We start from the raw sequence: 26,611 nt of genomic DNA on the forward strand, positions 1-26,611 counted from the left end.
TCGTTATGAGTATTTTAAGAGCACTCGAAAAGAAAAAGAAAGAATCGCCTGATCCGGGATCGGCGGCCGCATCGGTCGTCGTGCCGTTCGACGGAGCAAATGGCCGCGCCAATGTGCCGACCGAGCTTATGAAGAACGACCTGAAGATCGGCGATCCGACATCGGCGTTCAATGGGCAGCCGGGATCTATGATCGGGACGGCACTCCCTGATTTGGATACGGACTCAACTGCCGGGGCAAAATTGAATGCCGACAACTCAACGCGTTCGGTTCGCCCGTCCTTGCCTGACTTTGTCAGTTGGACGGTCGATCCCGAGCGCGTTGAGCCTCGACTCGTTGCGATCACAAGCCCCAACTCAGCCTACTGCGAAGAGTATCGCAGCCTCAGAACTCACGTTCTGCATAAAGGGCAACGCAATCAGCTCAAGTCAATTGTGGTAGCAAGCGTCAATCCGGGCGAGGGCAAGTCGGTAACCGCCATCAACCTCGCTTGGCTGCTTGCACAGACGGACGGCGTGCGTGCGTTGATCATCGACAGCGATCTAAGAATGCCGAGCCTCGCGGATTATCTCGGCATCGAGACGGATCGAGGCCTTTCGGATGTGCTTTCAGGCACGTCGAGCCTCAAGGATGCGATCGTCCGGCTCGATCCGTCAGGGCTGCACCTTTTGCCGGGCGGCGAAGCCCGCAAGGATGTTGCCGAGCTTATTTCAGGCCCGAAATTCAAGGACATTCTCGCGGAGGCACGCGAGATGTTCGATTACGTAATTATCGACGCTCCGCCGCTCGGCATCTTTACCGATGCGACCGTGCTGATCAATCATGCCGACGGTGCGTTGCTTGTGATCCGTGCTAACCGCACGAAATACAGTGTTCTCGACCGTGTACTCGAACCGCTGCCGAAAGAGAGGATGCTTGGCGTAGTTCTCAACCAAAGCGATGACGTTATGGATGAATCGCACTACACCTACGGCTACTACAATTATCGGCGGCTTAACGAGAACGTCGTCGGATAAGGATGCCTGTGGTCAAGTCGCGTTTCAGTTCCAGAAAATTTTGGCTGATCCTAGCCGATGCCGCGATCATTTACGGCGGCATTATCCTGGCACTGTACATACGACTCGGCGTTGACGGTTCGATCAACGAACTGGACTCCCGCAATGGCTGGCTGAAGATACTGCTTGCAACGTCATTCTGCCTGCTTACGCTCTATTTCTACGATCTTTACGATTATATCGTGATGACGAACCGCCGCGAACTGCTTCTGCGGCTTGTCCAGGCACTCGGTATTGCATGGGCCGTTCTGGCTCTTATTTTCTATTTCGCCCCGCCGCTGATGATCGGCCGCGGCGTTTCGATGATCTCGGTGCCGCTGGTGCTCGTTCTGCTGCTCGGCTGGCGCGTGATGATACATCTTCTGACCGGACATCCGGACATTGGCGAGAAAATTCTCGTCGTGGGAACGGGCAAGACCGCCCTCGAAACGGCAGAGGCTGTTTGGAAGCGGCGAGATGCAGGCTATCGGATCGTCGGCTTTATTTCCGAGAACGGTGCAAAACCCCGCGAAAAGCTCGGGCGAAGCGAGATACTCGGCAAGGCGCCCGACCTTGAGGATGTTATCCACAATGAGAAGATCGATCGCGTCGTCATTGCTGTGCGTGAACGGCGCGGTGCTTTTCCGACCGAGGCACTGCTGAGAATGAGCCTTGCCGGCGATGTTTCGATCGAGGAATGTACATCATTCTATGAGCGAATAACGGGCAAGGTCCACGTCGATATGCTGCGGCCGTCGTGGTTGATATTTGCCGGCCGGCCGCGTGAATCAAAACTCCGATCGGTCTTTCGCGAAGCAATCCACAGGATGCTTGCTTTGATCGGGCTGATCGTCTCGCTGCCGATCGCACTTGTTACGGCAGCTTTGATAAAGATCGAGTCTCGCGGCCCGGTGTTTTATCGACAGGAACGTGTCGGTAAGAATGGCCGCGTGTTCAAGGTGCTTAAGTTCCGTTCGATGCGTGCGGATGCTGAGGCCGACGGAATGCCGGTTTGGGCTGCCGATAATGACGACCGTACAACGCGCGTGGGCCGCGTGATACGAAAGATCCGCGTGGACGAGGTGCCGCAGTTCTGGAATATCTTAAAGGGCGAGATGAATTTCGTCGGCCCGAGGCCTGAACGCCCGCATTTCGTCAAACAGCTCGCGACCGAGATATCGTTCTACGAGCACAGGCACTTGGTAGCTCCGGGACTGACGGGCTGGGCACAAATAAAATATCCGTACGGAGCATCTGTTGCGGATGCGATACAGAAATTGCAGTACGACCTGTACTACATAAAGAACCAGAGCCTTGTGCTCGATATGGTGATAGTTTTTGAAACGATAAAGACCGTGCTCTTAAGCAGGGGCGGCCGTTGACCCAAAGGATCGCGAAATGGCGACAAAGGCAACGATATAGGCCTTTTTTCGCGTCGGAGTTTTAATTATGAAGATGATGCATTCATTAAGAGCTGAATTTGCGGTGCTGGCCGCAGTGTTGTGCCTTGCTGCGGCAACGCACGCACAGGATACGGCCGTTACGTCGAAAGATGGAACGAAACTTTCCGATCCTGTGGTTATTGCGGCTTCTACGCCTGAGGCAACGCCGGAGCGGACACCGGCCGGTGCTGCGACGGTAATGAACGATCCGAAAGCCGACGCCGAAACCGACCCGGAAGAGGTTAAAGAGGTCTATGCCTATTACAACAACTATTTGAAGGAATACAGGCTCGGCCCGAACGATGTGATATCGGTCGAGGTCTTCGGCCAGTGCCCGGACTATTGCAAGCTGAATGTTACCGTGCCGCCGACGGCCAGGATCTCGTATCCGCTTATCCGCGACGGTGTTTTCGTTGCCGGCAAGACGGTCGAAGAGGTTGCTGCCGAGATCACGAAAAAGCTTGATGAGTACATAATCGACCCCAAGGTCTCGGTAACGCTCGACAAAGCGATGTCGATCCGATACAGCGTAATGGGCAAGGTCGTGTCGCCGGGTGTGCGCGTCATGGATCACAAGATCAGCGTATATGAAGCCATCATCGATGCCGGCGGTGTCGCAAAGGGCGGCGACAAGTCAAAGATCGTCCTGGTCAGCTACAACGCTCAAGGCCGATTGGAACGGCGGACGCTCAATCTGGGTGATATTGAGAGCGGCAAACAGGAAATGGTGTTTCTAAGCCCCGGCGATCAGGTCTTTGTACCGGGCAAGGGATTCAGCATCGAAAAGGTCTTCGATTATTTGGGCAGAGCAAGTGCCGTCCGCCTCCTTTTCGGAAGCCCGTTCTAATTTAGAAATGCGCAGACCCGGCTTCATCTTATCTGTACTCGCGGTGATCGTTGCGGCGTCGGCAACGCTCCATGCGGAGTGGGTGAGGTATAAGTCCGCAAGCTTTGCGTGGCTTCGCGATATTGCGTTCGTGAGCGAGACGAAGGGCTTTATCGTCGGTACCGACGGCGTGATGCTGACTACAGGCGACGGCGGCGAAACTTGGACCCAAGTGCCGAAGTTCACGACCGATACCTTTCGACAGATACATTTTACCGATGCAAAGACCGGATGGCTCTTGTGCGAGCGCAACACATATTCACGCGGCCAGAATGCGACCTCGTATCTGCGGAAGACGGTTGACGGTGGCGCGACGTGGGACCGTATCGAATTTGAAGGCGCGGGCCGCGAACGCGTAACAAAGCTGATATTCAATAAGTACGGCTGGGGAACCGCGTTTGGCGAAGGCGGCTACTTTTACAAGCTGCAGGAAGACGGAAGGACGTGGAAGCAAAGTAAGACGGCGATACATTTTCTCCTGATGTCGGGAGCATACGGCGAGGGCCGGAACGGGCTGATCGTCGGGGCCGGAGGTACGATCCTCTTTTCCGAGGACAGCGGCTTGATGTGGGACAAGGCAACTCTGCTCGGGGACTTGAACGCAAAATATAACGCCGTTTACTGCGTCGGTGAACGCAACGGTTGGGCTGTCGGCACGGGCGGCGCAATAGTGGCGGCCACCGGCGGCGGGCGCCTTTGGCGTGTGCAGCGATCAGGTGTTACGGCAGATCTGAATGACGTGATCTTTCTCGACCGTCGCCGCGGCTGGGCTGTCGGTGATGATGGTACGATCATTGCGACACAGGACGGCGGCAAGACGTGGACGGAAGAGAATTCGCGTGTCAAATATCGCCTCGAAAAGATCGCCTTTCGCGGCGGCCGCGGCTGGATCGTCGGCTTTGGCGGCACCATTCTCTCGACAGAAGGCCCGGCAGCCGGCGAGCGCCCTGCCATCACACGCCAGCCGTAAGCCTGATACGAGAGCGGGACAGCCAAAGGCCGCAGCTTGACTAGCCGCCAGATTTTTCGTAATGTAATCGTTCGCCTGCTGCGGGGCAAGGCGGGAATTTTGACAATAAGATCGGGCACAAATGCCGTAAAAAGTATCGCGGGCATGTACGTCAATTGGTAGACAGCCTCCCTTACAAGGAGGAAGTTAGGGGTTCGAGTCCCTTCGTGCCCACCATTCTTGCGGGGTCGTAGTTCAGTTGGTTAGAATGCCAGCCTGTCACGTTGGAGATCGCGGGTTCGAGTCCCGTCGGCCCCGCCACTTGATACAAATGTCAAAAAGCACATTGAAGCAATAAGCTTCGATGTGCTTTTTGTATATGGAATGCCGGCGAAGGGGCGTTATGCCTTTCGCAATTCGGTCAGCACCTGCTTTGCGACGGCCTTCAGCGTATCGAAAACACCTGTTCCGTCGGTTGCGACCGCTTCAAATATCGGCTCGTCCTTTCGCTGGAGTTCCTGCGAAAGCTCATCGCTCGGTATTACGTTCGGCAGATCACGTTTATTCAACTGAAGAACATACGGAATGCTGTCCAGATCGTATCCTTGTACCTGCAGGTTCTCCTCAAGATTGTAGAGCGACTCGATATTTGCGTCCATTCGCTCTTCTTGGCTGTCGGCGACAAAAACGACACCGTCAACACCCTTCAAGATCAGCTTACGCGAGGCGTCGTAATACACCTGGCCCGGCACCGTGTATAGGTGAAACCGCGTTTTGAACCCGCGAACAGTCCCGAGCTCCAGCGGCATGAAATCGAAAAACAGCGTGCGATCCGTCTCCGTGGCCAGGCTTATGAGTTTGCCTTTGGCCTGCGGGGCGGTCGAATCGTAGATGTATTGCAGGTTCGTCGTCTTTCCGCAAAGTCCGGGGCCGTAGTAAACGATCTTGCAGTTTATCTCGCGTGATGCGTAATTGATAAAGGTCATAGTGATTAGTGTTCGGTGGTCAGTGCTCTGTGGTCATCAAAAGGACAGGCACTCTGTCCACTGACCACTGGCCACTGCGCACTAGCTAAACAGGCTGTCAATATCTTCGTCCGTTATCTCGGCAAAGAACGAGTTCGGACTGACATGCATAGTTGCCGATTCGGCCACTGCTTCTTCAAGCAGCGCCGCAAGCTCATGGCTCGCGCGTTTTGAGCGTATCTTGACGAGTCCGACCGTGGACCGTCCATCAAATACTACCACAAGCAGGCTTCGCCCGATCACACCGATGTAGATGCTTTCGCGTTCACCTTCGTGAACCACGGCGGGAAAGGCCGCTTCACCGATCAGCTGAGCCATGCTGCTGGTCGCGGCAACGTTGCCCGCAGCAAGCGAGGCGAAGCTCGTCGTGTCCATATCGCCGATGTCGCCGTGAAAGGCGATCGGCTGGCCGTCGCGATCGACAAGAAAGACCGCTCGGGCCGCACATTCGACACAAAGGCGGGCGAGGATCATCTTTATCCTCGAAAACTGATGTTCTTGAAGTATGAAGGGCGTGTCTGCCATTTAACTCGTGGCCGGGTCGGGCGAATTTAGAAATTGAGTGCCGATTTCGACAAAAGCGGATGGGCGGCACAATCTCTGCCGCAAAATCAAAGTTATCACACTCGCCAAGCCGCACACAAGCATTTTTTTCCTGATCCAACCTGCTGAGCAGTAATCCGGACACCTTTCACTCGTCTGGGCGTGCCGATAAAATTCTAACAGCAATGCTTACACCCCTTATTAAAATGATTGATGATAATGGTGCAAGGTGATAAAATCAGTGATCGCGGGATGGCGCGCCCCGCACCTCTTTAACATTGTAAGCAGCAATTTTACCCACGGCCAGGTGTGCTTCGATGAAACATCACATTTTTTCCAACAGATCAAAAGGCCTCAGAATTGTTGCCATCGGCGGCGGCAATGGCCTTTCAATGCTGCTTTCGGGGCTGAAACGCTTTGTACGGGCCGGAGAGAGCGAACCTGTCTGGATAGAAGATCTCTCTGCGATTGTCGCGGTCTCAGATGATGGCGGCAGTTCGGGCAGGCTTCGTGATGAGCTTCAGATATTGCCGCCCGGTGATATACGCAACTGCATGGTAGCCCTGAGCGAGGACTCGCAGACGCTGTCACGGCTGTTCCGCCATCGATTCAGCGGCGACGGCGACCTCGGCGGCCACAGCGTCGGGAATATCTTTCTCGCAGCTCTTGCCGAGATCACGGGCGACTTTGCCGAAGCCGTAAAGGTCTCATCCGAGATCCTTGCGAGCAAAGGCCATATCTATCCCGCGACGGTAGCAGATGTGCGGCTTGCGGCAAGGTTATCTGACGGTCGTACCGTTCACGGCGAAACGAAGATCGGGCACGTCGGCAATTTGATCGAGCGCCTCTTTCTTGAGCCCTCGAACTGCGAGCCGCTGCCGGAGGCGATCGATGCGATCCGCAAGGCCGATGCGATAACCATAGGGCCGGGATCTCTATACACAAGTTTGATCCCGCCTGTGCTCGTCAGCGGCGTTGCCGACGCTATCGCCGAGAGCAAGGGAGTAAAGTTGTTCATTTGCAATCTTATGACACAGCCGGGCGAGACCGACGGCATGACAGCACGCCACCATATCGAAAAGTTCAAGCAGTATGCTCCGCAGATCGATTTCGATTTTGTCGTTGTCAACGATCATCCGATCAGCCACGAACAAATGGAAAAATATGCGGAGGAAGGGGCCGAGCAGATCGGCGTTCACGGCTCGGTCACGCCGAAAACCATTGAAGGTGCGGAGATAATCTACGGTAATCTGCTGTCCGAAGGTGAAATGGTCCGCCACGATCCCGAACGTCTGGCTCAGGTCACGCTGCTTTGTGCGATCAACAGAAAAGAGCTTGTCGAGAACGAAGCATTTCCGGCCTAGAGACTTCACGCACTCTGCCGTATCATCAACCTGTGAGTAGCGAACTAGACATTTTAATATTGGCGGCAGGGCTTGGCACTAGGATGCGCTCGGGCCTCGCCAAGGTCCTGCACCGACTCGACGGGCGGCCGTTGATCAACCACGTGTGCGAAACCGCATTGTCGCTGAAGCCCAAGAGTTTGAATATCGTGATCGGCCACCAGGGCGACGATGTGAAACGTGCCGTTGCCGCCGAGTTTGGCGAAGGCAAAGCAGAATTTGCCATGCAGAAACAGCAGCTCGGCACGGGTGATGCGGTCAACTCTGCTAAAAGCAAACTCCGCGGGCGCGATTCGATCTTGCTCGTATTATCCGGCGACGTACCTCTGATCAGCTCGGCAACGCTGCGCGCACTCGTTCAGAAGCACAAGCGCTCAAAAGCCGCGTGTACGATCTTAACGGTCGAGCTTGGCGACCCGACCGGCTACGGACGCATTGTCCGCGATGATGCGGGCAAATTCAGCCGCATCGTCGAGCAGAAGGACGCAAGCGAGACCGAGCGGTCCTGCCGTGAGATCAATTCCGGAATATATTGTTTTGACACGAAAAAGCTGTTTCGTGCACTCGGCAAGATCGGTAACGATAACGCTCAAGGCGAGTATTATTTGACCGATGTGCCGACCATCCTTAACGCGGCGGGCGACGTCGTAGCTTTGTTCCTTCACAATGACCCGAACGAGATCGAAGGCGTGAATGACCGTTCACAGCTCGCTGCGATGGAGGCTGAGATACGGCGGCGTACCGTAAGGCGCCTGATGTTGGAAAGCGGCGTGAGTTTTATCGATCCTTCTGCAGCGTATGTCTCGTCGAAGGCGAAGGTTGGCCGCGACACTGTCATCTGTCAGAACGTAACTATCGAGGGTAAAAGCATTATCGGCGAGAACTGTGTGTTGAGGCCGGGCGTAAGGATAGTAAATGCGGAGATCGGCAACCATACCGAGATCAAGGACAATTCCTTTATTACTGATTCCGTGATCGGCGACGGCTGCGCGGTCGGGCCGATGGCACACCTTCGCGGCCGCGCCGTGGTGTCGGACGGCGCAAAGATCGGGAATTTTGTCGAACTTAAAAAGACAAAGCTCGGGCGCGGCTCAAAAGCGAGCCACTTGACGTACCTTGGCGATGCCACCATCGGTGAGGATACGAATATCGGTGCCGGCACCATCACTTGCAATTATGACGGCAAGAACAAGCACGAAACGCATATCGGAAAAAATGTGAAGATCGGCTCGGATACGATGCTCGTGGCCCCGGTAAAGGTCGGAGACGGCGCTGTTACCGGTGCCGGTACAGTTGTAACAAAAGATATAATGCCGAATAAGCTAGTCGTCGGAGCACCGGCGCGGACGATCAAGGATCTCGACGGTAAATAGGCCGCCGCTTTTTGAACTCTTATGTGTGGAATTGTCGGATACGTTGGAAATAAGCAGGTCGTGCCGTTGATAATCGAGGGCCTGCGTAAGCTCGAATATCGCGGATATGATTCAGCCGGCATTGCCGTCGTTGATACCGATCATAACCTCAGTTTGCGGCGTGCAGAGGGTAAACTCCGCAATCTTGAGGAAGCCATCAGGCTGAAACCGCTTGACGGGAATTATGGGATCGGGCATACGCGCTGGGCGACGCACGGACGGCCGACCGAGGAGAATGCCCATCCGCACCGTGACCAGTCGGGAAAGGTCGTCGTTGTCCATAACGGCATTATCGAGAACTATTTCTCGCTGAAAGAGAGGCTTCAGGCACTCGGCCACGAGTTCCATACCGAGACCGATACCGAGGTTGTCGCACACCTTATAGGCCACTATATCGATACAGAAGGGCTGTCGCTCGAACTTGCCGTTCGCAAGACGGTAAAGGAACTGCGCGGCATCTACGCACTTGCGATCATCTCAAAGGACGAGCCCGACACGATAATTGCGGTTCGCGAAGGGCCGCCCGTCGTTATCGGGCTTGGCGACGGCGAGTTCTTTGTGGCCAGCGACGTTCCGCCGATCCTTCAGCATACACGCGACGTGTTCTTTCTCGGCGACCGCGAGATAGCCGTTCTTACAAAAGATTCGGTCAGGGTTACGGATTACGACGGCAATGTTGTCGAGCCTCAGAAACAGCGGATCACATGGGATCCGATAATGGCGGAGAAGGGCGGCTTTAAGCACTTTATGCTAAAGGAGATCTACGAGCAGCCGCGTGCCGTCCGCGATACCGTCCAAGGGCGTGTCTCGCTTGATAGCGGAAAGCTCTATCTCGACAAGATGAACATCACCGAGGAGGAATTCCGCGAACTTTCTTCCATAAAGATCGCGGCTTGCGGAACCTCCTGGCATGCGGGCCTTGCGGGCAAATATATGCTCGAACAGCTTGCACGCATCTCCGTCGATGTCGATTATGCTTCGGAATTCCGCTACCGCGATCCCGTGCTCTCCGAAAATGACCTTCTTATCGTTATATCGCAGTCGGGCGAGACAGCAGATACGATCGCAGCGATGCGTGAAGCTAAGGCCGCCGGCTGCAAGGTGCTTGCGATATGCAACGTGCAGGGCTCGATGATCACACGCGAGGCCGACGGCACGATCTTGACGCACGCGGGCCCCGAGATCGGCGTCGCATCGACAAAGGCCTTTACGGCGCAGATGATCGCGCTCTATCTGTTCGCAACTTATCTGGGCGAACTGCGCGGCCATATCGATACCGAAAAGGCAAAGAAACTCGCACAGGACCTTGCCGAGCTTCCGCTGAAGATCGAGCAGCTTCTTAACGATGCTGATTCGATCGAAGAGCTGTCAAAGGAATTCTTCCGCGTACAGGATTTTCTTTATCTTGGCCGCGGAATAAATTTTCCGGTAGCGCTCGAAGGAGCACTTAAGCTGAAGGAGATCAGCTACATTCACGCCGAAGGCTATCCCGCGGGCGAAATGAAGCACGGCCCGAACGCTCTTATTGATGAGAAATTGCCCGTCGTTATCGTAAATACAAAAGAGAACGGCAACACGGCAAGTGAGCTGCGTTACGAAAAGACTCATTCAAATATTGTCGAGGTCAAAGCACGCGACGGGATCATTGTGTCCGTTCTGACCGAGGGCGATACGATGAGCAGCCAAGCGTCGGATCACGTGATCGAGGTGCCTGAGACATCGGACCTGCTTTCACCGATCCTTTCGATCGTGCCGCTGCAGCTTCTTTCGTATCATATCGCCGTACGCCGCGGATGCGACGTCGATCAGCCAAGAAACCTTGCAAAATCCGTTACTGTGGAGTAACAACGGAATGCGGACAGGAGTGTCCGCGTTCCGTTGCTGCCGTGCGGCGAACCGGTATCGGTTATGCGAAGAATGGGCAAGCATTACGATCACACCGCATTTGAGTCGCGTCCTCGAAAGACCGATAAAGTGCCAATATTCAAGTGCTAACATAAAAAAGGTCTTATGAAAGCTGTCTTGATCAATGAGTTCGGGCCGCCTGAAGTGATGAAGATCGCCGTGGTCGATACACCGGTGCCGGGCGAGAGACAGGTGCTCGTAAAGGTGTTTGCCGCAGGTGTGAATCCGGTCGATACGTATTTGCGTGCCGGCGTTTATCCGAAACTCCCGCCTCTGCCGTACACGCCGGGAAAGGATGCCGCAGGCATCGTTGAAGCAGTCGGCGGCGGTGTGGCAGGCGTCAAGATCGGCGACCGTGTCTATACGACGGGTTCGCTTACAGGCACTTACGCTGAATACTGCCTGTGTGATGAAAACGACGTTGCCGCCCTTCCCGCGAATGTCAGTTTTGAGCAAGGTGCCGGCATTTGGACGCCGTACGCGACCGCGTATCGGGCTTTGTTTCAAAAAGCAAAGGCAGCCGCAGGCGAGACTGTGCTTATTCACGGAGCATCGGGCGGCGTCGGCATCGCAGCCGTCCAATGGGCAAAGAATGCCGGCCTGCGTGTGATCGGTACGGCCGGTTCGGCGGCCGGATGCGAGCTGATCCAACGAGTTGGTGCGGCAGCGTTCGATCATTCGCAGGATGGCCATCTTGAGCAGATCTTGAGTTTTACGAACGGCCGAGGTGTTGATGTGATCATCGAGATGCTCGCAAATGTGAATCTCGAACGGGATTTCAGCGCGCTTGCTATGTTCGGACGCATCGTCATAGTCGGCAACCGCGGGAGTTTGGAATTTACACCCCGGCTTGCTATGGGAAAGGACGCGACGATCTACGGAATGTCGCTGTACAATTATTCTGCGGCTGAGCGGAACGAGATATACGAAGCGATCTATAAGGGTTTGTCGGAAGGTTATCTCGATCTGATCGTGAACAAGGCATTTCCTCTTGCGGAGGCGCCAACCGCACACAAGACGGTCATCGAGTCGAAAGCAGCCGGAAAGATCGTGCTGCTATGTGCTGAATAAGCACGATCGATATCGAGCCTACTGCGGAAGTACGTCGAAAACCTGAAGGGCGTAGTTCACGTTGCCGAACGGCGCCGACACCTGAACGCCTTGTATCAGGTCACGCACTTCGAGCAGCGACTCGCGGGCTATGTTTATACCCTCAATGCGGCCCTCGTCCTTTCCTTTATCCGAAGCGGCACGCATACGTTCGAGGATCTCGGGCGTTACGTTCACGCCGGGCACTTCGTTGTGCATGAACTCGGCATTTCGGTATGAGATCAGCGGCCAAATGCCTGCAACGATCGGAATGCGTACGTGCGATATGCGATCAAGAAAACGCCGAAGCTGATCGCTGTCGAAGACGGGCTGAGTGATCGCGTATTCCGCACCTGCCTCAACCTTCCATTCAAATCGACGTATCTCTTCATCCAAATTAAGTGCGCCGGGATTGACACCGACCCCTATCGAGAATGAAGCAGGCTTGCCGATCGGATTATTGCCGAGGTCGAGGCCGTGGTTCAGCTTGTTCGCCATATTGGTAAGCCCGATCGAGTCGATATCGAAGACGGCCGTTGCATCGGGGTAAGGCCCCATCTTTGGCGGGTCGCCCGTGATGAGCAGCAAATTATGAACCTCGAGCGCAGCCGCACCGAGCAGGTCGGACATCATTCCCAGCAAATTTCGGTCGCGGCAGCAGTAGTGAAGCACGGCTTCGATACCAACCTCACGCTGTACTAGTACGGCGGTCGCCATGGCGGACATTCGCGTCTGAGCACGCGGGCCGTCAGGTATATTGACGGCATCGACACCCGATTCGCTCAGCAGTCTGATGCTGTCAATCGTCTTTTGCACATCGCAGCCTTTTGGCGGCAGCACTTCGACAGATGTCACGAACTCGCCGCGAGCGAGCTTTGCCGACCAGCGGCTTCGCTCTTCCTTCGGTATGACGGTAACGCCGCTCGGCTTAAGGTCGATAACATTCGCGCTCTGCTTGCGTGCCTCGCTGACAGCTTGCCGCGGGCTGACGGAGCGAACCGCTTCGGCCATCATCTTGATGTGAGCCGGTGTCGTGCCGCAGCAGCCTCCTATGAATTTTGCCCCTGCCTGTACAAAACGGCGCGCGAACTCGGCCAGATACTCCGGCGAACCCATATAGAATTGCCGCCCCTGAACATCACGCGGCAATCCGGCGTTAGGCTGTGCCGAGAGCTTCTTGTTCGTAACTGCACGCATTTTCTCAAGGGCGCTTAAGATATGGCTCGGCCCCATGCCGCAGTTGACGCCGATGATCTCAACGCCCAGCTCGTCGAGCCGCTCGGTAAACGCTTCGGGCGTGGCACCGAACGCCGTTTTCCCGTCCATTTGGATCGTCATCTGTGCAATGATCGGCAGGTCCGAAAGCTCACGGACCGCATAGATTGCCTGCTCAATGACCGGAAGCTCGGAAAAGGTTTCGAGGACGAAGGCATCAACACCGCCTTCGAGCAGGGCTTCTACCTGCTCCTTATACATATTCTTTGCCTCTTCGAATGAGGTCGGGCCAAATGGCTCGATACGCAGGCCTAGCGGCCCGACGGAGCCGGCGACAAAGGCCGAGTCGCCCGCGGCTTCGCGTGCGAGCTTTACGGCAGCAACATTCAACTCGCGAAGCCTGGATTCGAGGCCGTACGGGTGCAGCTTGCTGCGGGTCGCCCCGAACGTATTTGTTTGGATGATGTCGGAGCCCGCCTCGACATATTCCTGATGAACCTCGCGTACAAGGTCGGGCGAAGTAACATTCAGCTCGTCGTAACTCCGGTTTATGTAAACGCCTTTGTCGTAAAGCCGTGTGCCGATCGCGCCGTCAAAGACATATACACTCTCGGAATCCAACAGGTCTCGGAAGTTTTTCATCTTGTTAAGTCACCCGTGCGAACTGGTGTTGATCTTCCGTCAAACTGAGCCGCATAAGCGTAAAAAAGATCCTCGCCAAACCAGCGAGGATCAAACCTTTATTCAGATTTTTGTTCGCTATTTAGCCGCTTATTTAACGTGGTCGCAAGTTGCCCTAACTCACCACAAGTCAACAATTCGATGATGTTCTTTTTTGGCGGCAGTGTCAATGCCGTCGTCAAACCTGCGTGTAATCGGTCAATTGGGTCTTATCACCCAGCACAGCACCCTCGGTGACGAGCGCGTTGCGCCCGATATGGCAACTGCGGCCGACGATCGAATCGCGAACGATCGCGTTCGCAGCGATACGCGTGTGGCCCCAAATAACGCTGTTCTCGATCAAAGCCTTTTCCTCGACATTGACGCCGGGACCGAGTACGGAATTAGATATGCGAGCATTCGGCTTGATCACGCAATCGGCGCCGATCACGGAAACCGCATCGACAGCGGCGGCCGTTGCCTTTTCGTATTGCGGCCTGTCTTCGTCTTCAGCGGTTCTGAATCTTCCGGCCAGGATGTCGAGGTGAGCCTCGCGATAGCTCGCCGGCGTGCCGATGTCGCGCCAATATTCGCCCTGCATCACATAGCCGCAGAATACGCTTTTGCGCCGCAGCAGTTCGGGAAAAACGTCGTACTCGAACGAACGGTTCTCACCATACGGTATCAGGTCAAGTACGGATGGTTCGAGTACGTAAATACCTGCGTTTATGGTATTTGTCTTGGTTCTCTCGATATCCTCGGCAGAAGGCTTTTCCAAAAAACGCAGAATGCTGCCTTTGTTGTCCGTCTCAACGAGGCCGTAACGCTGTGGATCTTCGACAGGAGTAAGGACGATCGTTGCCTCCGCCTTACGCTCTGCGTGAAAGGCGAGCAACCGTGTCAGATCGATGTCGGTCAGGACATCGCCGTTAAGCACGATCGTCGTTTCGCGGATCTCATTGGCAGCAAAGCGATATGCCCCGCCTGTGCCGAGAGGGTTAGGTTCTGTAATATACGTGAGCGAAACGCCGTGCTCGGCGCCGGAACCAAGCAGCATCTCGATCTTATCAGGCTGATAGCTCAGCGAAAGCGTGATGTCGGTAACGCCTGCATTGCGAAGAATATCGATCTGATAAAGCAAGAACGGCCGGTTCAGAACCGGTACGATCGGTTTCGGGGTATAAACGGTCAGCGGCCTCAGCCTTGTGCCTTTGCCGCCTGCGAGTATTATCGCCTGCATAAGGTTCTGTACCTTAGACTAACCAACCTTACCACGAAAAATCAAAATCGCAGTAAAATACTACAAATATGTTAAACAACAGTAAAAAACCTTGACATCACGGGTACTTAGCGATAATCTTGAAATGCACAGGCTCACCTGTGGCAACGCCCACAACGCGTCCGGAGATTTCGTAAGGAAGCGATCATAAGTTCGATCATCAACCGATCCGGTTAATAAACGATGAATTTCGACAGGTCAAAGGCGATGCGTAACGCTGAGCGTTACGTTGCGCAGGGAAAATTGAAATCTGCGATCTCGGAATACCGAGCGATCGTTGATGCCGATCCGCGTGATGTGACCACGCTCAATATGCTTGGCGATCTCTATGTAAAGAACGCCAACAAACGTGAGGCCGTGGATTGTTATTTGCGTGTCGCCGAGCATTACAGCACACAGGGTTTTGCCCAGAAGGCTATCGCTGTTTACAACAAGGTCTCGCGGCTCCAGCCTGACTCGATCGAGGTTACGACGAAGCTCGCGGAGCTTTATACCATCAAGGGGTCACTGAACGAAGCACGCTCGCACTATACGACGCTTGCCGAGCACTACGAAAAGGCCGGCCACAGGATCGAGGCTCTTGCGATGTGGAAGCAGATCTCGCTTCTCGATCCGAACAATACAGAGGTTTGCGTGAGCCTCGCAGAATCTTACCTGCGGGAGGGCCAGCACGAGGCCGCTGCCGAGGCATACGCGGAGGCAGGCGCCAGGCTTGCCCGCAAAGGCAAGCACGAGGAGGCCATAAAGGCTTTTTCAAAAGGCCTTGACATCAGGCCGAGCGATCTTCGGCTGCTGACAGGTTTTGTTGAGGCGCACGCGGCGATAGGCCGTGCGGGACGTGCCGTCTCGGTACTCGAAGAGATCATCGAGGAGGAACCGTACAACCGCGACGTTCTTTTGCTTCTGATAGACTGCCACATCTCGGCCAATAACATACCTGCGGCCGAGAGGTCGGTGATCAAACTCGTGGAGATCGAGCCGGCGAACTACCCGAAGTTGCTCGATATCCTGCGCATTTATCTCAACGCGAACGACCTCGACGGCGCCGGACGGATATTGTCGATGTCCGCCGAGTATTTTCTTGCGGCGGGTCAAGGCGACGAGTGCAGGCGCTGGATCAACGAGATACTCGAACGCGACCCCGAGCATATACAGGGCCTGCGGCTTTTGGTGAGCTACGCCGCGTGGCTCAAGGAGGAGCGCACTTATATCGTTGCTCTCGACCGCCTTGCAAACGCGGCATCGAAACAAGGGAACCTTGAGGACGAACGATATGCACTTGCGCACCTCACGATCCTTAAACCGCACGAGACTCTGCTTCGTATTCGGCTCGACGAGATCAACGAACAGCTGGGCGGCGACATTCAGGTCGTTGAGAATGAATTTATCAAACCGAAGGCTGCCGACCGTCATTTGCCTGACGATGAGGAAGCCGAACCTGAAGCGGTCAGCGTCGTTGAGGAAGAAAATTCCGTTGACGAAGAAGCGAAGCCGGCGATCTCGATCGTCTCCGAGCCGTATGCCGGAGAAGGATCGGCGGACGGCGAGACCCTGAGCGAGTCGGCGGCACGCGACCTCGACAAAGAGGTCGAGAGTATAACTTTCTATATTGAGAACGGCTATTTCGACCTTGCAGAGAAGACGATCCAAGAGCTTGCCGAGAGATTCGGCGAGACGGACGAGGTCTCGCGGCTGCGCGACAAGCTTGCAGCTGAACAAGGCTCTGAACCGGCCGCAGAAATGAGGCCGATCGGCATTGATGAGATTCGTTCGGAATTCGGCTTGGATGAAAATGACGTCGAGGCCGGCTCGGACGGCGATTTTGATACTCATTTCCAGACGGGGGTCGCATATCAGGAAATGGGTCTGTACGAACAAGCCATCGGCGAATTTCAGGATGCGATCAAGTGTCTGAGAACAAGCGATAACACGCGGCGCTTCTTTAGCTGTGCCAACCTGCTGGGGCATTGTTTCATCAGCCACGATAAACCGAATCATGCGGTTACCTGGTTCCTGCGTGCACTTGAGACCGAAGGATTAGGCCCCGAAGAGAAACAAGGCCTTTGGTATGAGCTTGCCGCCGCTTATGAAGCGTCAGGTGACATTGAAAATGCAGCCCGCTACTTCGACGCGATCTATGCCGAGAATGTGGAGTTCCGCGACGTGGCCGAGCGGGTCCGCACCTTCGTTCCTACCATGTGAGGCCTCTGCGAATTTCCGCATAAGCGCTGTAAAGATTATAATTTGACGGTATGGTCGAGCGCCTCACCGTCATTTTTTTTATTCTCCTGTGCTTCCTGTTAGGGTTCTACCTGATCCTTGCACCTTGGGATATGCTGTTCGGTCAATGGTCGGAGAATTATCTTCTCGCATTCGTAGCTGATAGATCGGGCCTGCCGTCTATCCAGAGGGCGGTTTCCTCGACGTGGTTTCGCGGAGCGGTAACGGGACTTGGCGTAATGAATATTCTCATCGCAGGTTGGGAGGCGGCGAATTTCGGCCGCAGCGTCAAGCTTTTAGAATCCGGGGCCGACAACGAATGAACTCTCCGATCACATATCTCATTACGGACGGCAGGGCAACGGACGAAACCCTTGAGGCGTCAATGGTGCGGCTGGAAAAGCTTTTCGACGCTGCGCTCAAGAATGGCGTAACGCACTTTCAGATCCGGGAGAAGCAGCTTTCCGGGGAGGGGCTTTTCTCGCTCACGCAGCGGCTTACCGTGCGGAAGAGCGGCGCCGAAATGAAACTGCTCGTGAACGATCGCGCCGACATTGCCGCTGCTGCCGGTGCTGACGGCGTACATCTGACATCAAATTCGCTGGGAGCCGATGTCGTCCGCCGGAGATTCGGTTCTCTTTTGGTTTTTGTTTCGACACACAATGAAAGCAGCGTCGCCCGTGCGGAAGACAAAGGCGCCGACGCTGTCGTTTTCGGCCCTGTATTCTCAACTCCCGGTAAGGGGCCTGCACTTGGTGTCGAGGTTCTGCACGCGGTCTGCATCTTGCATCGGAACCTGCCTATCATGGCCCTCGGCGGCGTCGATGCCGAGACCGGGCCGGAGGCATTGCGGCACGGGGCTTCAGGCATCGCCGGAATACGAGCGTTCGGCAGTGCGAAAAAGATAGCCGAGACCATGAATGCACTGAGGAACGGCAAGTGAACCGGCGGCGAAAGATCTGCCTCACGATTGCAGGCGTCGATCCTTCGGGCGGTGCGGGCGTACTTGCTGATATCAAGACATTTACGGCATTCGGATGTTTCGGAATGGCGGCAGTTACCTCACTTACTTTCCAAAACACGATGGGTGTATTCGGCGCGGTTCATTCAACCGGAAGCTCGATGCGGGCACAGCTTGACGCGGTCTTTGACGATGCCGATATTGATGCCGTAAAGACAGGAATGCTGCCTTCGGCAGAGGTGATCGATGAGGTCGCCGAAGTGCTGTCAAGCAAAATGGCCGCGAACTTGATCGTCGATCCTGTGGTACGTTCGACATCGGGGTATGACCTTATAGACAGCGCGGCCCTTTCGGCGCTCGTTGAAAGACTTTTTCCGCTTGCCTTGCTTGTAACGCCGAACATTCCCGAGGCCGAACGGATCTCAGGCGTCGCGATCGAGTCTTTCGATGACATCGCCGCCGCCGCCGAGATGATCCGCTCAAAAGGTGCAAAGAATGTGCTTATAAAAGGCGGACATTTTGACGGAACAGCGGGTGAAGGCACAGCACGCGACCACCTGTTCAATGATGCCGGCTATTTTGCATTTGATGCTCCGATGATAGACTCCGTCTCGACGCACGGCACGGGCTGCACGTTATCTGCCGCGATCGCCTCGTGCACGGCGCTCGGCCTTTCGCTTTCCGACGCGGTCTCGACGGCAAAAGCTTTTGTCAGCGAAGCGATACGAAGCGCGCCGGGAATAGGCCGAGGCAGCGGGCCGTTGGATCATTTTGTAAAGCCTATTTTGCCGGTTTGAAGATCGGCGGCGAGAGGTAGGTAACGCCGAACGTAACGCCTGTACGCGGGCTGTTGCGGGTGAGGCCGAAGACCGCTGCGGTGTCAAAGCGAAGCCCCGACGCCCGGATCTGTGTTCCGATACGAAATTGACCGATACTTTCCGTTCCGACGGGGGCACCGTGAGCACGCGTATTCTGCCTTCCGTTCACTTCGCCGACGATATTTATCCGCCGGTTCACACGATATGTTCCCGAAAGGCCGTACAGCAAAAGGTCATTCTGCGAAAAACGTTCGAGCGGATCGGTCATTATCGTCATACCGAGATTGCCGACGAGGTTGAAGCGGCTGACACGGTCAAGCACACTGCCAAATCCCTTTTGCACGATAACCTTGCCGAAGACGTTAAGCTGATTTGTGCCGACACCTTTTGCCTGGTCGGTATTCGGAAGCTGAAACCCGAATTTTAGACCGAACGCAGGCATGTGTTTGGTCTCATTAACAAGTTTTATCTTGGTCGAAAGGGTGATGTCGCCGAAATCGCTTGTTGAGTTGCCGTTAATATTGAGCGGTATAGGCGATGTCGAGCGTGAATTGATGGCGACAAATTCGTACAGTGAGCCTTCGACCTGTATCTCGACATTTGCAGCAAGACCGGTACGTAAGCGAAGTACGCCGACTCTTGTCTGATCGCCTTTAATGCCGGAGAGCGGGAACTTTGCGTTCTGCAGAAAATCGACGCCCGCCGAGACCTCAAAAGCACCGCTTGGCGTTATATCGATGTCATCGGTCATCAAAGGCCGTTGCTGGCCGGCGCAAATGCCCGCGGCGATAGTGAGAAAAACGATGATTGTTAAGGAACGCAACACTCGTCGGCTATTGTGCCACGCATCTTTCAGATTGTAAATTTCAGTTATGGCTCCAACTTTGGACATTGAGGGTAAAAATTGCCACAATCCAACTGTAATTTGATGGAGAATATTACGGAAAAACGAGATCCGGCCGATAGCGGCCTCAGACTTGTACCGGGATCTTCGGACCTGCCGGACACGGAGGCACCGCGACCGCAATTCGTCAACTTCATCTTTTTCCGCATTTCGCCGGAATGGCGCAGGCTTTCGGCGAGCGAGAAGGCGGCATTCAAGAGCGAATTCTGCGAGGTTTATGAGAGCTTTCGCGAGCATCTTCTGCTTTTCAGCTATTCGCTGGTCGGTTTCGACTCGAAGGCCGATCTGATGTTGTGGCGTATCGGTGAATCACTCGACACTGTACAGGAGATGACCGCGGCGCTTTATCGCACCGGCTTGGGCAGGTTTTTGGAAACAGCTTACAGCTACCTCTCGACCACGAAGACCCGCGTTTTTGTTGACAGCGGGGCCGATGACCGCCTTCATGTCGTTGCGGGTTCGACAAAATATCATTTTGTGTACCCGTGTTCAAAGATAAGGGACTGGGCAGACCTTCCTGCCGAACGCCGAGATGCGATAATTAAAGAGAATTTCATGGTGGGGCAGCGGTTCCCGAATATACGGATCCATATGACGCACACTTTCGGCTTCAGCGAGACGGAATATCTGATCTCATTTGAGACGGATGAACCGCGGGCATTCCTCGCACTTGCTGAAGAGCTTCGCGAGACGGAGGCAAGCCGATTCGCTGTTCGAGGCACACCGATCTACATATGCCGCCGGCGTCCGCTTGGGGAATGTCTCGACGCACTCGGATGATAGTTGCACGGCACTTATTCATCAGCGGCCGCGTTCAAGGTGTCGGGTATCGGTACTTTGCGCAAAGAAGTGCCGCGCGGCATCAGGTATTGGGTTTCGTTCGCAACCTTGACGACGGGCGTGTGGAAGCATGGGTCGAAGGCAGCGTTGAAAGTGTGGATGCGTTTCGCGATGACATGGCCGCCGGCCCTGTGTATTCCGCCATTGAAAGTGTCGAAGAGCTGGTGGTCGATCCCGTCGGCTTGTACTCAACATTCAGGATCGAAAGATAAACTATTGTTTTATGAACGATTTACAACAACTTATCCGAGAAGTGCCGGACTTTCCGAAGCCGGGCATCAATTTCTACGACATCACGACGCTGCTGCTTGATCCGCGAGGCCTTCACATGGCGATCGATGCGCTTGCCGATGCGGCAGGCGGCAAGCAGGCCGATACGGTGATCGGCGTCGAATCGCGCGGCTTCATCTTCGGTGCGCCGGTCGCATACAAGTTGGGTGCGGGCTTTGTTCCCGTAAGGAAGCCAAAGAAGCTGCCTGCCGAGAAGGTTTCGATCTCATACGAGCTTGAGTATGGCTCCGATACGCTTGAGATGCACAAGGACGCTGTCGGCGAAGGCCATCGAGTATTGATCGTTGACGATCTGCTCGCAACGGGCGGCACGGCGCGCGCCGTCGTCGATCTTGTCGAAAGTGTCGGCGGTGTCGTGGCGGGACTGCTTTTTGTCTGCGAGCTTAATTTCCTGAACGGCCGTGAGAAATTCAACGGATACGATATAACATCGCTCGTGCGTTACGATTCGTAAGGCTTGCCTTTTGGCATACGACAGACTAGACTTTTGCATTTTCGTGGTCCCGTAGCTCAGCCGGATAGAGCGTTCGCCTCCTAAGTGAAAGGCCGCTGGTTCGAATCCAGCCGGGATCACCATTTTTTTGGAAACCCGTTGCAAATAGCCGTTTCTATTTAATGAACGGAAGAAAGCGTGTCGAGCACAGTGGCAAACATACTTCGGCCGCAGCTGAGTGCTAACGTGTTTCTTGGTTGTTCATGATTTTTCATAACTCCTTGCTTATCGGGCGTAGAGAGGCGGCGTAAATGCGTCGCCTCTCTTCCGTTTGGACGTGCCGCAGCCCGCTTACTGAAAAGTCGCCCTTAATGATCTATAGTTACGATTATGCAAAAGGTGCTGACCGCAGAGCAGATGCGTACCGTCGATCGTCTTACGACGGAACGTTTCAATATCCCATCGCTTCTGCTGATGGAGAATGCGGCCCACGCTCTTGCACATGCCATTAGTGAGCGTCTGGGCGGTTCGGTTCGAGGCCGGAATGTCCTCATCCTCTGCGGCAAAGGCAACAACGGCGGCGACGCTGCGGCGTTGGCGCGTCTATTGCGGATGCAGGGGGCGGCGGCAGATGTCTGCCTTTTCGGAAAGGTCGAGCAGACGGCGGGCGATGCAAGAGTGAATTTTCAAGCCGCCGAATGTCTGAGCGGCACATCATTTTCATTTTCAGAGGTCAGCACCATCGAAGACTTTCGGCACGGCCGCGATCTGTTCAGGCAAGAACATGGCCGCTTTGATGCTGTTGTCGATGGGTTATTCGGCTTTGGCCTTGACCGGCCGATTGCGGGTTTTTTTGCGCGATTGGCAGATGAAATAAATACTATGTTCAGGGGAGATCGAGTGCCGCTGCGTGTTGCGATCGACCTGCCGTCGGGAGCAATGGCGGATTCCGCTTCTGTTGAAGGCCCTGTCGTTAAGGCTGATCTTACCGTTACTTTTACCGCGCCGAAGCTTGCGAATGTCGCAATACCTATCGCAGCGTACGGAGGCGAATTGATCGTGGCCGATATCGGCTCGCCCAAAGAACTGATCGACGAACAGGCCTCAAAGACCTTCGTCTCTGAGACCGCTGATGCGGCCGAATGGCTTGAACGCACGAGTTTTTCTGACGATTCTTTTAAGAACAAACGCGGTCATACGCTTGTGATCGCAGGCTCGCGAGAATATTCCGGTGCGGCCGTGCTTGCTGCGAACGCTTCGATGCGTTCCGGGGCAGGCCTTGTAACTCTTGCAGTGCCGAAGGGCTGTCAACGCTTGGCGGCGCCGCGTCTTCTACCTGAAGTGATCTTACGCGGTGTCGCTGAAACGGATGGCGGAACGATCGCCGAGGCGGCTTTTGATGAGCTTGTGAAGGTTCTCGCAACGGCAGATTCGGTTCTTATCGGCTGCGGCCTTGCGAAAGACGAAAGCACGGCGGCGTTTATCCGCAAGGCCGTTGAGCACCGTAAGCAGCCGTTGGTACTCGATGCCGACGGCTTGAATCAAATAGCTCCGATCGAGTTCAAGAATTCGCCTGAGGCTCCGGCGTTGATCCTTACCCCGCACGAGGGCGAATTTCTGCGGCTTCTCGGCACTTCGGACAAAGCGGCCGTTGCTGATCGCATTTCGGCGGTGCGCGATATGGCAGTGAAACGCGGCGTGATCGTTGTGCTGAAGGGCGAGCGAGTGCTGATCGGCTCTCCGGACGGGCGCGTTGTCATAAATCCGACCGGTAATTCCGGGGTTGGCAAGGCAGGCAATGGCGACACTCTCTCGGGCATCATCGCAGGAATTACGGCGCAAGGGGCCAGATTCGGTATGGAGCCATTTGAGACGGTGGTCTCCGCTGTATTCATCGCCGGCATGGCGGCTGACGTTGCTGAAGAATGGTACGGCAAGCGTGTGATGACCGCGTCCGACGTTCGTGAATGCCTTACCGCTTCCTTCGATCGGTTGGAGCGAAACAGATAATGGAGGCGGCATACACAGGCAGCATATATGGAGGCTACGAACTGCCAACGCCCAAGGATACCTTTGCCCTTGGTGAGAAGTTCGCCGCCGCAATTCTTGCGGGCGACGTCGTCCTGCTTTTAGGCGAACTCGGCGCAGGAAAGACATTGTTCGTTAAGGGTGTTCTGAGCGGTCTCGGCTTTGATGTGGATGAGGTTACAAGCCCGACATTTGCCCTCGTAAACCTTTATCGAACCGAACGCTTGGATGTATATCACGTTGATCTTTGGCGACTGAAAAAAGGCAGGCACGCGGCCGAGGCAGCGGGTCTTGATGACCTATTGGGTGACGGGCGAGCGGTCGTGCTGATCGAGTGGGCAGACCGTCTTGATGATGTAAGATTCGGCACACGTACATTCAAGGTAACTATCAAGGGTGACGGCGACGATGTTCGCCGTATCGCGATAGAGGCGATGCCGCGCAGATAATTTTCTTCCTTAGGGCCCGCAAATTCGATTATAATTCTAGATGCTATGGCTCTTGACAGCGCCGTAAAACACAAAGCATCACAAACAGCGAACGGAACGGCGACAGAACAGCCGGCTGATCGAAGGCTGTATTTCAATCGCGAGCTAAGCTGGCTTGAGTTCAATGCACGCGTGCTCGAAGAGGCGATGGATGAGAGTTTGCCTCTGCTTGAGCGCCTCAAGTTCCTTGCGATCTTTTCGACAAATCTCGACGAATTCTTCATGATCCGCGTTGCCGGTATTTTGGAGCAGATCGCTGAGGGCGTTTGCGAGCTTTCGCCTGACGGGATGACGCCGCAGGAACAGATCACGGAGATATTTCGGCGTGTCCGGCCTATGCTTGATAAGCAGGCACGATGCCTCGCAGGAAATTTATTGCCTGCATTAAGAAAAGCCGGCATCTCGATCGTTCCGTATGCGTCGCTGGCGGCGAAAGAAAAGAAGAAGATCGACAAGTATTTTCACGACGATGTTTTCCCGATCCTTACGCCGCAGTCTGTCGATTCGAGCCATCCGTTCCCGTACATATCCAACCTGAGCCTCAACCTCGGGACAATGGTGGCACCGGACCGCATAGCCTTGCCGCCGCCGCTGAGGCATCTTTTCAAACAAAAGCGATTTGGCCGGATCAAATTGCCGCCCGCAGTGCCGCGCCTCATTGCGGTCGATCACAAGGAGGAGCGCTATGTGCTGCTCGAAGAGATAGTTGCGGCAAACCTCGGAGAACTTTTCCCGAACATGAGGACGAGCGACGCATTTCTTTTCAGAGTGAGCCGCGATGCCGATATCGAGTTGCGCGAAGATGAGGCCGGCGATCTGATGCGTTCGCTCGAGCGCGAACTGCAGCGGCGCCGCGACCGTTTTCCTGTGAGGCTTGAGCTTTCGAGTGCGATGCCCGTTAAGATGCATAAGATGCTCGTCGCGGGAGTCGGCGTTCGCGAGGAGTGCGTGGAGCCGATCGACGGCTTTATGAATATCCCCGATCTGATGCAGCTCTACGGCCTCGATCGGCCTGCGCTGAAAGAGAAGCCGATCTCGCCCATATCGCTTCGGACCATGGATGAGAAACGGTCGATGTTCGATCTGATCCGGCGCGGCGACATCCTGCTGCATCATCCGTATCATTCATTCAACATTGTCATTGATCTGCTTACGGAAGCCGTCGAGGATCCGAATGTAAAGGCGATCAAGATATGCCTTTATCGCACCGGTAAAGATTCACCGATCATCGGTTCGCTCATACGTGCGGCTCAGATGGGTAAGCAGGTAACGGCGCTTGTCGAGCTTAAGGCACGCTTTGATGAGGAAAATAATATCGAGTGGGCGAAACGCCTTGAAAAAGAAGGCGTACATGTCATCTACGGCATCTCGACGCTCAAGACGCATTCGAAAGTGATGCTGATCGTCCGCCGTGAAAAGCAAAAGCTCGTGCGTTACGTCCACATCGCAACGGGCAATTATAATTTGACGACCGCGCGCACCTATACCGATCTTGGGCTGTTGACGGCGGATGAGGTCATAGGCGCCGATGTTACGGATCTTTTCAATTTCCTGACGGGCTACTCGCAGCAGGATAAGTATCGCCGCCTTTTTGTGTCGCCGTTCCATGTGCGCGACCGCTTGATAACGATGATCCGGCGCGAAAAGAAGAATAAACTCGCAGGCCGTAAAGCGTCGATCGTGCTGAAGGCGAACAGCCTTACGGATGATGAACTTATCAACGAACTGTACGAGGCGTCAAAAGCGGGTGTCGATATCGATCTGATAATTCGAGGCACCTGTACGCTGCGGCCCGGAGTCAAAGGATTGTCGGAGAATATCCGCGTGCGTTCGATCGTCGGCAGGTTCCTTGAACACAGCCGCGTGTATTGGTTCGCGAATGACGGCGTGCCCGACGTTCTGATCGGCAGCGCCGATCTGATGCACCGCAATATGGATCGCCGCGTCGAAGTGCTCACGCCGATACGCGATGAGTCACTGAAGACATATCTGCGGGATGTTTTACTTGAGAATTATCTGAAAGATCAAGTCAACGCACGCCTGCTGAAGTCTGACGGAACATATAAACGTGTCGCTTCGCGGGCTTCGGGCGGATTCGATGCTCAAATGGCGTTTGTCGGCAAACTGATCGGCTCATAACCTTATTTCTTGCGGTCGAACCTTGCCTCAACAACACCGTCCCGAAGTATGCCGAACTTCAAGGTCAGGCTCGGATAGCTTTTCAGCTCCACTTCAAGATGCTCGATGCCGAGGGTCTTTTCGGCATCACGAATACCATCGGGAGGCCCTTCGATCTCCATATAGCGGCCGAACGGAAGCTCGTCGAGCACGATCTCGACACCGCCCCAGTTCCAGGCCTTTCGGTGTTTTTCGTAAACAGCAGCAAGCGAAAAACCGAGCCGTTCGATGATCTCCTCCATTGCGGCGGCATCGCCGATCTCGGTCTCGAATTCGATCTGTTTCTTGAATTCGCTCGAAGGGTCGATCCTTTCCTTATAGGTGAGTGTCGCGGTGTCGTCCGTTTTGCGCACGCGAAGCACGATCGAACGGGCGTCCACCGTGCCGCCGCGATGCAGATAATTTTCCTCCGATCGCTCATATGCGAACTCGGCCCCGATAGACACGAGCTTTTCGGCAAGCCGAGCGGCAATGTCTGCGTCGATCTTATATTTCTTTTCGATCTCGATCGCCATAGGTCTTACAGGTTCGATGGTATGGCAACGCGGCCGATGCAGCAAATCGGGCACCCGCAGGCCGGTGGGTCTTGACTACATCAGGCCAATCGT

24 protein-coding genes and 3 tRNA genes are annotated in these 26,611 nt (G+C 54.9%); 21 read left to right on the top strand and 6 right to left on the bottom strand.

The genetic code is table 11. The features are described from left to right. Nucleotides 1-5: 5 nt before the first annotated feature. From HS105_02165 to HS105_02190, 6 genes are all read left to right on the top strand, one after another. A complete protein-coding gene (locus HS105_02165) occupies nucleotides 6-1,016 on the top strand; it encodes a CpsD/CapB family tyrosine-protein kinase (GenBank protein ID MBE7515406.1) in 1,011 nt (336 codons plus the stop codon). Nucleotides 1,017-1,018: 2 nt separating this feature from the next. Beyond that, a complete protein-coding gene (locus tag HS105_02170) occupies nucleotides 1,019-2,416 on the top strand; it encodes a TIGR03013 family PEP-CTERM/XrtA system glycosyltransferase (GenBank protein ID MBE7515407.1) in 1,398 nt (465 codons plus the stop codon). 67 nt (nucleotides 2,417-2,483) lie between these two features. Continuing rightward, on the top strand, nucleotides 2,484-3,323 hold the full coding sequence (locus HS105_02175) for a polysaccharide biosynthesis/export family protein (GenBank protein ID MBE7515408.1): 840 nt from the start codon (nucleotides 2,484-2,486) through the stop codon (nucleotides 3,321-3,323). Between the two features lie 7 nt (nucleotides 3,324-3,330). Continuing rightward, complete coding sequence (locus HS105_02180; protein ID MBE7515409.1) at nucleotides 3,331-4,332, top strand: hypothetical protein; 1,002 nt, start codon at nucleotides 3,331-3,333, stop codon at nucleotides 4,330-4,332. Between the two features lie 140 nt (nucleotides 4,333-4,472). Next, a tRNA-Val gene (locus tag HS105_02185) sits at nucleotides 4,473-4,548 on the top strand. A 7-nt stretch (nucleotides 4,549-4,555) separates the two neighbouring features. Continuing rightward, a tRNA-Asp gene (locus tag HS105_02190) sits at nucleotides 4,556-4,632 on the top strand. Nucleotides 4,633-4,712: 80 nt separating this feature from the next. Here the strand turns inward: HS105_02190 and HS105_02195 are convergent. After that, nucleotides 4,713-5,297, bottom strand: coding sequence for a GTPase domain-containing protein (locus HS105_02195; GenBank protein MBE7515410.1), 585 nt, complete (start codon nucleotides 5,295-5,297; stop codon nucleotides 4,713-4,715). Between the two features lie 81 nt (nucleotides 5,298-5,378). Then, nucleotides 5,379-5,861 carry a roadblock/LC7 domain-containing protein gene (locus tag HS105_02200; protein MBE7515411.1) on the bottom strand — a complete coding sequence of 161 codons (483 nt, stop codon included), beginning with the start codon at nucleotides 5,859-5,861 and terminating at the stop codon, nucleotides 5,379-5,381. A 335-nt stretch (nucleotides 5,862-6,196) separates the two neighbouring features. On the opposite strand from HS105_02200, the gene HS105_02205 reads away from it, so the two are divergent. From HS105_02205 to HS105_02220, 4 genes are all read left to right on the top strand, one after another. Continuing rightward, nucleotides 6,197-7,243, top strand: coding sequence for a YvcK family protein (locus tag HS105_02205; protein MBE7515412.1), 1,047 nt, complete (start codon nucleotides 6,197-6,199; stop codon nucleotides 7,241-7,243). A gap of 32 nt (nucleotides 7,244-7,275) precedes the next feature. Further along, nucleotides 7,276-8,655 (top strand): bifunctional UDP-N-acetylglucosamine diphosphorylase/glucosamine-1-phosphate N-acetyltransferase GlmU, encoded by a 1,380-nt coding sequence (gene glmU, locus HS105_02210; protein MBE7515413.1) that lies wholly within the window; start codon nucleotides 7,276-7,278, stop codon nucleotides 8,653-8,655. A gap of 21 nt (nucleotides 8,656-8,676) precedes the next feature. Beyond that, entirely contained in the window at nucleotides 8,677-10,539 is a 1,863-nt protein-coding gene (glmS, locus tag HS105_02215; GenBank protein ID MBE7515414.1) for a glutamine--fructose-6-phosphate transaminase (isomerizing), read from the top strand. Between the two features lie 165 nt (nucleotides 10,540-10,704). Beyond that, a complete protein-coding gene (locus HS105_02220; protein ID MBE7515415.1) occupies nucleotides 10,705-11,670 on the top strand; it encodes an NADPH:quinone reductase in 966 nt (321 codons plus the stop codon). Between the two features lie 18 nt (nucleotides 11,671-11,688). Here HS105_02220 and HS105_02225 read toward each other — a convergent pair whose 3' ends face one another. Both HS105_02225 and HS105_02230 read right to left on the bottom strand, forming a co-directional pair. Next, the gene (locus HS105_02225) at nucleotides 11,689-13,545 is read right to left on the bottom strand and encodes a bifunctional homocysteine S-methyltransferase/methylenetetrahydrofolate reductase (protein ID MBE7515416.1); all 1,857 of its coding nucleotides are present in this window, start codon (nucleotides 13,543-13,545) and stop codon (nucleotides 11,689-11,691) included. 217 nt (nucleotides 13,546-13,762) lie between these two features. Continuing rightward, complete coding sequence (locus HS105_02230; GenBank protein ID MBE7515417.1) at nucleotides 13,763-14,803, bottom strand: NDP-sugar synthase; 1,041 nt, start codon at nucleotides 14,801-14,803, stop codon at nucleotides 13,763-13,765. Nucleotides 14,804-15,025: 222 nt separating this feature from the next. Here HS105_02230 and HS105_02235 point away from each other — a divergent pair, with 222 nt between their 5' ends. From HS105_02235 to thiD, 4 genes are read left to right on the top strand one after another with little or no spacing between them, the layout of a single operon-like run. Further along, nucleotides 15,026-17,044, top strand: coding sequence for a tetratricopeptide repeat protein (locus HS105_02235; protein MBE7515418.1), 2,019 nt, complete (start codon nucleotides 15,026-15,028; stop codon nucleotides 17,042-17,044). Between the two features lie 50 nt (nucleotides 17,045-17,094). Further along, on the top strand, nucleotides 17,095-17,385 hold the full coding sequence (locus HS105_02240; GenBank protein MBE7515419.1) for a hypothetical protein: 291 nt from the start codon (nucleotides 17,095-17,097) through the stop codon (nucleotides 17,383-17,385). Then, nucleotides 17,382-18,005 carry a thiamine phosphate synthase gene (locus HS105_02245; GenBank protein MBE7515420.1) on the top strand — a complete coding sequence of 208 codons (624 nt, stop codon included), beginning with the start codon at nucleotides 17,382-17,384 and terminating at the stop codon, nucleotides 18,003-18,005. Before HS105_02240 ends, HS105_02245 begins: the two co-directional genes overlap by 4 nt. Then, the gene (gene thiD / locus HS105_02250; protein ID MBE7515421.1) at nucleotides 18,002-18,820 is read left to right on the top strand and encodes a bifunctional hydroxymethylpyrimidine kinase/phosphomethylpyrimidine kinase; all 819 of its coding nucleotides are present in this window, start codon (nucleotides 18,002-18,004) and stop codon (nucleotides 18,818-18,820) included. The genes HS105_02245 and thiD overlap by 4 nt, the downstream gene beginning before the upstream one ends. Here thiD and HS105_02255 read toward each other — a convergent pair. Further along, nucleotides 18,804-19,592 carry a transporter gene (locus HS105_02255; GenBank protein MBE7515422.1) on the bottom strand — a complete coding sequence of 263 codons (789 nt, stop codon included), beginning with the start codon at nucleotides 19,590-19,592 and terminating at the stop codon, nucleotides 18,804-18,806. The two genes, thiD and HS105_02255, sit on opposite strands and share 17 nt — an antisense overlap. Before the next feature lie 177 nt (nucleotides 19,593-19,769). Here HS105_02255 and HS105_02260 point away from each other — a divergent pair, with 177 nt between their 5' ends. The 7 genes from HS105_02260 to ppk1 all read left to right on the top strand — a co-directional run bounded on the left by HS105_02260 (nucleotide 19,770) and on the right by ppk1 (nucleotide 25,964). Continuing rightward, the gene (locus tag HS105_02260) at nucleotides 19,770-20,525 is read left to right on the top strand and encodes a chlorite dismutase family protein (protein ID MBE7515423.1); all 756 of its coding nucleotides are present in this window, start codon (nucleotides 19,770-19,772) and stop codon (nucleotides 20,523-20,525) included. Then, nucleotides 20,504-20,797, top strand: coding sequence for an acylphosphatase (locus HS105_02265; GenBank protein MBE7515424.1), 294 nt, complete (start codon nucleotides 20,504-20,506; stop codon nucleotides 20,795-20,797). Before HS105_02260 ends, HS105_02265 begins: the two co-directional genes overlap by 22 nt. A gap of 11 nt (nucleotides 20,798-20,808) precedes the next feature. Further along, nucleotides 20,809-21,330, top strand: coding sequence for an adenine phosphoribosyltransferase (locus HS105_02270; GenBank protein ID MBE7515425.1), 522 nt, complete (start codon nucleotides 20,809-20,811; stop codon nucleotides 21,328-21,330). A gap of 45 nt (nucleotides 21,331-21,375) precedes the next feature. Further along, a tRNA-Arg gene (locus HS105_02275) sits at nucleotides 21,376-21,452 on the top strand. 247 nt (nucleotides 21,453-21,699) lie between these two features. Next, nucleotides 21,700-23,319, top strand: a complete 1,620-nt coding sequence (locus HS105_02280) for an NAD(P)H-hydrate dehydratase (GenBank protein ID MBE7515426.1) — start codon at nucleotides 21,700-21,702, stop codon at nucleotides 23,317-23,319. Then, a complete protein-coding gene (tsaE, locus tag HS105_02285) occupies nucleotides 23,319-23,786 on the top strand; it encodes a tRNA (adenosine(37)-N6)-threonylcarbamoyltransferase complex ATPase subunit type 1 TsaE (protein MBE7515427.1) in 468 nt (155 codons plus the stop codon). Before HS105_02280 ends, tsaE begins: the two co-directional genes overlap by 1 nt. 45 nt (nucleotides 23,787-23,831) lie before the next feature. Further along, nucleotides 23,832-25,964 carry a polyphosphate kinase 1 gene (gene ppk1 / locus HS105_02290; protein ID MBE7515428.1) on the top strand — a complete coding sequence of 711 codons (2,133 nt, stop codon included), beginning with the start codon at nucleotides 23,832-23,834 and terminating at the stop codon, nucleotides 25,962-25,964. A 2-nt stretch (nucleotides 25,965-25,966) separates the two neighbouring features. Here ppk1 and cyaB read toward each other — a convergent pair whose 3' ends face one another. Next, nucleotides 25,967-26,518, bottom strand: coding sequence for a class IV adenylate cyclase (cyaB, locus tag HS105_02295; GenBank protein MBE7515429.1), 552 nt, complete (start codon nucleotides 26,516-26,518; stop codon nucleotides 25,967-25,969). Between the last annotated feature and the right edge of the window lie 93 nt (nucleotides 26,519-26,611).

This window comes from Chloracidobacterium sp. (genome assembly GCA_015075585.1).
In the GTDB taxonomy this organism is placed as follows: Bacteria; Acidobacteriota; Blastocatellia; order Pyrinomonadales; family Pyrinomonadaceae; genus OLB17.

Excerpts from the sequence above, each read along its gene's own strand:
- HS105_02225 (MBE7515416.1), bottom strand. The coding sequence starts at position 13,545 with ATGAAAAACTTCCGAGACCTGTTGGATTCCGAGAGTGTATATGTCTTT.
- HS105_02230 (MBE7515417.1), bottom strand. The coding sequence starts at position 14,803 with ATGCAGGCGATAATACTCGCAGGCGGCAAAGGCACAAGGCTGAGGCCG.
- HS105_02200 (MBE7515411.1), bottom strand. The coding sequence starts at position 5,861 with ATGGCAGACACGCCCTTCATACTTCAAGAACATCAGTTTTCGAGGATA.
- HS105_02165 (MBE7515406.1), top strand. The coding sequence starts at position 6 with ATGAGTATTTTAAGAGCACTCGAAAAGAAAAAGAAAGAATCGCCTGAT.
- cyaB (MBE7515429.1), bottom strand. The coding sequence starts at position 26,518 with ATGGCGATCGAGATCGAAAAGAAATATAAGATCGACGCAGACATTGCC.
- tsaE (MBE7515427.1), top strand. The coding sequence starts at position 23,319 with ATGGAGGCGGCATACACAGGCAGCATATATGGAGGCTACGAACTGCCA.
- HS105_02180 (MBE7515409.1), top strand. The coding sequence starts at position 3,331 with ATGCGCAGACCCGGCTTCATCTTATCTGTACTCGCGGTGATCGTTGCG.
- HS105_02235 (MBE7515418.1), top strand. The coding sequence starts at position 15,026 with ATGAATTTCGACAGGTCAAAGGCGATGCGTAACGCTGAGCGTTACGTT.
- glmS (MBE7515414.1), top strand. The coding sequence starts at position 8,677 with ATGTGTGGAATTGTCGGATACGTTGGAAATAAGCAGGTCGTGCCGTTG.
- HS105_02265 (MBE7515424.1), top strand. The coding sequence starts at position 20,504 with ATGTCTCGACGCACTCGGATGATAGTTGCACGGCACTTATTCATCAGC.
- HS105_02170 (MBE7515407.1), top strand. The coding sequence starts at position 1,019 with ATGCCTGTGGTCAAGTCGCGTTTCAGTTCCAGAAAATTTTGGCTGATC.
- ppk1 (MBE7515428.1), top strand. The coding sequence starts at position 23,832 with ATGGCTCTTGACAGCGCCGTAAAACACAAAGCATCACAAACAGCGAAC.
- HS105_02270 (MBE7515425.1), top strand. The coding sequence starts at position 20,809 with ATGAACGATTTACAACAACTTATCCGAGAAGTGCCGGACTTTCCGAAG.
- HS105_02220 (MBE7515415.1), top strand. The coding sequence starts at position 10,705 with ATGAAAGCTGTCTTGATCAATGAGTTCGGGCCGCCTGAAGTGATGAAG.
- HS105_02195 (MBE7515410.1), bottom strand. The coding sequence starts at position 5,297 with ATGACCTTTATCAATTACGCATCACGCGAGATAAACTGCAAGATCGTT.
- HS105_02175 (MBE7515408.1), top strand. The coding sequence starts at position 2,484 with ATGAAGATGATGCATTCATTAAGAGCTGAATTTGCGGTGCTGGCCGCA.
- HS105_02260 (MBE7515423.1), top strand. The coding sequence starts at position 19,770 with ATGGAGAATATTACGGAAAAACGAGATCCGGCCGATAGCGGCCTCAGA.
- HS105_02280 (MBE7515426.1), top strand. The coding sequence starts at position 21,700 with ATGCAAAAGGTGCTGACCGCAGAGCAGATGCGTACCGTCGATCGTCTT.
- HS105_02245 (MBE7515420.1), top strand. The coding sequence starts at position 17,382 with ATGAACTCTCCGATCACATATCTCATTACGGACGGCAGGGCAACGGAC.
- HS105_02255 (MBE7515422.1), bottom strand. The coding sequence starts at position 19,592 with ATGACCGATGACATCGATATAACGCCAAGCGGTGCTTTTGAGGTCTCG.
- HS105_02240 (MBE7515419.1), top strand. The coding sequence starts at position 17,095 with ATGGTCGAGCGCCTCACCGTCATTTTTTTTATTCTCCTGTGCTTCCTG.
- HS105_02205 (MBE7515412.1), top strand. The coding sequence starts at position 6,197 with ATGAAACATCACATTTTTTCCAACAGATCAAAAGGCCTCAGAATTGTT.